This is a genomic window from Bowdeniella nasicola, from assembly GCF_001907295.1.
Lineage (GTDB): Bacteria > Actinomycetota > Actinomycetes > Actinomycetales > Actinomycetaceae > Bowdeniella > Bowdeniella nasicola.
This window is the reverse complement of the sequence record NZ_MQVR01000115.1, coordinates 1-4,382: the sequence shown is the minus strand read 5'-3', so window position 1 is coordinate 4,382 and position 4,382 is coordinate 1. Positions and strand designations below refer to the sequence as shown.

At 54.8% G+C, this 4,382-nt stretch carries 5 protein-coding genes and 1 pseudogene; 3 read left to right on the top strand and 3 right to left on the bottom strand.

Features of this window, described 5'->3' with window-relative positions; translation table 11 throughout:
- Positions 1-67: 67 nt before the first annotated feature.
- Entirely contained in the window at positions 68-370 is a 303-nt protein-coding gene (locus BSZ39_RS12180; protein WP_083603342.1) for a winged helix-turn-helix domain-containing protein, read from the bottom strand.
- Between the two features lie 87 nt (positions 371-457).
- Between BSZ39_RS12180 and BSZ39_RS12175 the strand changes: the two genes are divergently transcribed.
- Complete coding sequence (locus BSZ39_RS12175) at positions 458-1,066, top strand: major tail protein (protein ID WP_073717586.1); 609 nt, start codon at positions 458-460, stop codon at positions 1,064-1,066.
- A 15-nt stretch (positions 1,067-1,081) separates the two neighbouring features.
- Positions 1,082-1,510: a polysaccharide deacetylase family protein gene (locus BSZ39_RS12170; RefSeq protein WP_073717585.1), complete on the top strand. Its 429-nt coding sequence runs from the start codon at positions 1,082-1,084 to the stop codon at positions 1,508-1,510.
- A gap of 190 nt (positions 1,511-1,700) precedes the next feature.
- On the opposite strand, the gene BSZ39_RS12165 is transcribed toward BSZ39_RS12170, so the two are convergent.
- Together BSZ39_RS12165 and BSZ39_RS12160 are read right to left on the bottom strand one after the other, a co-directional pair.
- The gene (locus BSZ39_RS12165; RefSeq protein WP_004014542.1) at positions 1,701-1,898 is read right to left on the bottom strand and encodes a helix-turn-helix transcriptional regulator; all 198 of its coding nucleotides are present in this window, start codon (positions 1,896-1,898) and stop codon (positions 1,701-1,703) included.
- 3 nt (positions 1,899-1,901) lie between these two features.
- Positions 1,902-2,342, bottom strand: a complete 441-nt coding sequence (locus BSZ39_RS12160; protein ID WP_245792517.1) for a hypothetical protein — start codon at positions 2,340-2,342, stop codon at positions 1,902-1,904.
- Between the two features lie 106 nt (positions 2,343-2,448).
- On the opposite strand from BSZ39_RS12160, the pseudogene BSZ39_RS12155 reads away from it, so the two are divergent.
- A pseudogene (locus BSZ39_RS12155) lies at positions 2,449-4,290 on the top strand (tape measure protein); the annotation flags it as partial.
- Positions 4,291-4,382 lie beyond the last annotated feature (92 nt).

Here is a 4,382-nt window from a genome sequence, read left to right as displayed (position 1 = left end):
ACGACCATGACCGATACCGACACGCCCGCACTAGCAAGCTAAAACCCCAAACGAGAGGAAAACGCCGTTACACCACTACAAGGGACTTGACCGCATCGACGGTGCGCCCGTTGTCTGTAATGCGGTAGTGGCCGCGCTTCGGACGCTCCAACAGACCAGCTTGGGTAAGTCCAGAACACGCCCAGTTGATTCGGTTGACGTACCGGTGCTGACCGGAAGCGATCCTCTCCGCGCGTACATCTGCTGGCAGCTCCATGCGGGCGGCCACCAGTTCGCACACATCGCGCACTGCCCGTTCCTGGCCGTCAGCGAGAACCCGTAACACAACCGGCCGGAACTGATCGATCGTCGGCGTGTTATCGCTAGCCATGGACATCCTCGTCATTCGTATCTACACAAAACCACTTGCTCCTGATCCTACCGGTCAGGGTTTCACCCATAAGAAAGGAACACACTCATGGCCACGATTGGTTTGGACAAGCTCTACTACGCCACCATCACCGAAAACCCCGATACGGGTGAGGAGACCTACGCCAAACCCAAACCCCTCGCGAAAGCGATCTCCGCAGAACTGAGTGTTGAGGTTGCTGAAGCGATCCTGTATGCCGATGACGGGCCGAGTGAGATCGTCAAGGAATTCAAATCCGGAACCCTCACCCTCGGCATCGATGATCTGGGTGGTGAAGCAGCCGCAGCCCTCACTGGGGCGACCGTGGACGCGAACGGCGTCCTCATCTCCGCCTCAGAAGACGGCGGCAGCCCGGTGGCGATTGGTTTCCGCGCAGCACGCTCCACGGGGAAGTATCAGTATTTTTGGCTCTACCGGGTCAAGTTTGCCCTCCCAACAGAAACGCTGGCCACCAAAGCCGACTCGATCACGTTCTCCACCCCGAGCATTGAGGGCACGATTTTGCGCCGTAACAAACCCGACGCTACCGGCAAGCACCCATGGAAAGCCGAAGTCACCGAAGGAGCCACCGGCGTGAAAGCTGAGACGATCTCCAGCTGGTACAGGCAGGTGTATGAGCCTGCCGCTACAACCAGCATCAAACCGACAAACAACTAGAACAGCAGGTAAGCCATGACAGCGAAAACCCAAACCAGCCCGGCCGGTAGCCCCTCTTTAAAAAGCGCGACAATCACTATCGCAGGTCAAGAATACGAACTCGTCCTCACTACCCGCGCGACCCGCCTTATAGCTCAACGTTACGGAGGGCTAGAACATTTAGGTCAAGCCCTGGAAACTAGCGAAGATATGGATAAGTCACTCGGTGAGGTAATCTGGCTCATCGCCCTGCTCGCTAACCAGTCCGTACAAATACACAACCTCACCCATCCAGACGATAAACGCCCAGAACTGACCGAAGAAGCGGTCGAGTTACTAACCGTGCCTGCAGATTTAGCTGACTATCGAGAGGCTATCGCCCAGGCACTCCAACGCGGCACCCGGCGAGCAATCATGACCGAGACCCCAGACCCAAAAGAGCAAACCAAGAAAAAGGACACCTAATAGATAGTGACGAGGCAATCTTTACCCGCCTGACCTATATCGGGCTCGCCCACCTGGGACTGACCCGCAGGCAAATCGACCTGACCATATTCGGTGAACTATTAGATCTGGTGGACTGCTGGCGCATCGAAACAGGCAGAGCCCACCCGAAACGCATCTGGTTTATCGATGATGTGCTACCTGATGGGGTCTAGGCGTCGTCTGGGGTGAAAATGTCTTCAATCTTGCAGTTGAAGGTTTTCGCGATAGTAAAGGCTAAGGGCAGGGAGGGGTCGAAGCGGCCTTTTTCGATGGAGATCACGGTTTGGCGGCTGACTCCGAGTAGTTCGGCGAGTTTTTCTTGTGACCAGCCAGCCTGTTTGCGGAGCGTGACGAGATTGTTTTTCACGACTTACCTGTGTTTCGCCCACAAATAGGAAATCCCGTAGACAAGGAATTCGAACACGACAATTCCTGCCAACACGAATGAGACGTTACCTGATGTTACTGCTGCGCCGATGCCTGCTGCTGCGATGGTGATTAGGAAAGTGTTCGTGGCTGCGAGCGAGTGCCAGTGGTGCTCCACGGCTTGTTCTGGATGGGCGGTCGCCCCCGGCAGACTTGAGCGGTCAACGATTAGCATCCACACCAAGGCGATGAGAGGACCGGCCAAACAGGCTGCGAGTATCGCCACCGCCGCCCATCGGTACGGGCCAGTCGGGTTGGCCGCCACCCGGAACACGGCGGCACCAATCGCCAGTAACGCCCCTACGGGCACCGCCGGGAAGATCGCTGGGATCTTCGTTTTGCGCATATACCCCCACGCTGGTCGTTTGGTAGTTACCTCTTCCATGATGGGCTCCATACATTCTCCTGATCTGCTCTAACACCAACCACCCTAATGTTAAAGACGCTTTACGTCAAGTGTATTTGACATTATTTGTGAAAGGATCCCTCCCATGGCTGATTCGTCTTTTGGTTTGAAGATTGGCCTTGAGGGTGAGCGGGAGTTTAAGCGCGCGATCACGGATATTAATCGTGAGATGCGGGTTTTGGGATCTGAGATGAAGTTGGTGGCTTCTCAGTTCGATAAGAACGATAAGTCTGCTTCAGCGTTGACTTCTCGTAACCAGGTGTTGGGCAAAGAGATTGAGGCGCAAAAAGCCAAGATTCAGACCCTTAAGAGCGCTCTTGATAACTCTGCTACCAGTTTTGGGGAAAATGATTCTCGTACGAAGAATTGGCAGATTCAGCTCAATAACGCTCAGGCGACTTTGAATGGTCTTGAGGGTGAGCTTAAAGAGAATAATTCTGCTCTTTCCAAGTTTGCCGATGAGGCTGATGGTGCGGGTGATGATGCGAAAACTGCAGCTAAGGACACTGGACACCTAGAAAATGCTGTAGATGAGCTGGGTTCGCAGATGGATGGTACCAGTTCGAAGACTCGCATTTTTGGTGACGTGCTTAAAGCCAGCCTGGCAGCGGAAGCTGTTGTTGGTGGGGTGAAAGCTATCGGGCACGCCATCGCGGGTATCGCTAAAGGCTTCGGCTCAGCGATGAAGGATGGTTTGGACTATAACGCCCGGATGGAGCAATACACCACCTCGTTTACCACGATGCTGGGTGATCAAGCCAAAGCCCAAAAACTAGTCAATGATCTGAAGTTGGAAGCGGCTCGTACTCCGTTTGGGATGGAGGATCTAGCCAAGGCCACCCAAACGTTGATGGGGTTCGGCATGAGCGCTGAAGAATCCCAGGTACGCCTCAAACAGTTAGGTGATATCAGCCAGGGGGATGCTGGAAAGTTCGAATCCCTCACGTTGGCATTTGCTCAAATGAGCTCCACTGGCAAGTTGACTGGTCAGGATTTGAACCAGATGATTAACGCGGGGTTCAACCCTTTAGAGGAGATTTCCCGTAAGACCGGTAAAAGTATCGGTGAGCTCAAAGAAGAAATGGCTAAGGGCGCGATCAGTGCGGATATGGTTGCGGATGCGTTTGCTAGTGCCACAAGTGAGGGTGGCCGGTTTTATGGGGCGATGGATGCCCAATCCAAAACCTTCTCTGGCCAACTAGCTACGCTAAAAGACGGGGTCGATAACCTTAAAGGCCTACTTGCTGGAGGTTTGACCACGGCTTTGGCTGGCACGGTTATGCCGATGGTTAATGGTTGGGTCGATGAGCTCACGAGCGCTTTCGAGACCGGTGGCGCGCCAGCCCTGATCGAGGCCTTCGGGCAAATCCTGAAAGAAGCACTGGCATTTATCGCCGAACAGCTCCCACAGGTGGTTGAGACCGGCATGAGCATTTTGACCGCGCTCCTTGATGGGATTATCAAGGTGTTGCCACAAGTAGCTGAGACGGCGGTGACGCTGATTATCGCGCTGGTCGAGGCGATTATCGAAGCCCTACCGTCCCTGTTGGAGGCGGCGATTCAGATCATCGCCACCCTCGTCTCTGGTATCGGCGAAGCGCTACCTGAGTTGATTCCTGCGGCGGTGGAGATGCTTATGGCTTTGGTGCAGGGCCTGGTCGATAACCTCCCGTTGCTTCTTGATGCGGCGTTGCAGCTCATCACCGGACTTACCGAAGGTTTGATCGCAGCCATCCCCGTCATTATCGAAGCCCTCCCGCAGATCATCACCGGCATAGTGACCTTCCTCGTCGCGGCAATCCCGCAAATCATCGAAGCAGGAATCCAGCTACTGACGGCGTTAATTGGGGCGTTGCCGCAAATCATTACAACGATCGTTGCCGCGTTGCCGCAGATCATCGGCGCGATTGTGTCGGCGATTGGTGGCCCTTCGGACTTGAGCGTGGGTTAGGTGCGTAGGCCTCCGCCGATCAGCAGCATTCTGAGGCGGTAGTTGGTGGGGTTGCGGAACCCTCTGGC

Coding starts and splice junctions, on each gene's coding strand:
- BSZ39_RS12170 (WP_073717585.1), top strand. CDS start 1,082: ATGACAGCGAAAACCCAAACCAGCCCGGCCGGTAGCCCCTCTTTAAAA.
- BSZ39_RS12175 (WP_073717586.1), top strand. CDS start 458: ATGGCCACGATTGGTTTGGACAAGCTCTACTACGCCACCATCACCGAA.
- BSZ39_RS12160 (WP_245792517.1), bottom strand. CDS start 2,342: ATGGAAGAGGTAACTACCAAACGACCAGCGTGGGGGTATATGCGCAAA.
- BSZ39_RS12180 (WP_083603342.1), bottom strand. CDS start 370: ATGGCTAGCGATAACACGCCGACGATCGATCAGTTCCGGCCGGTTGTG.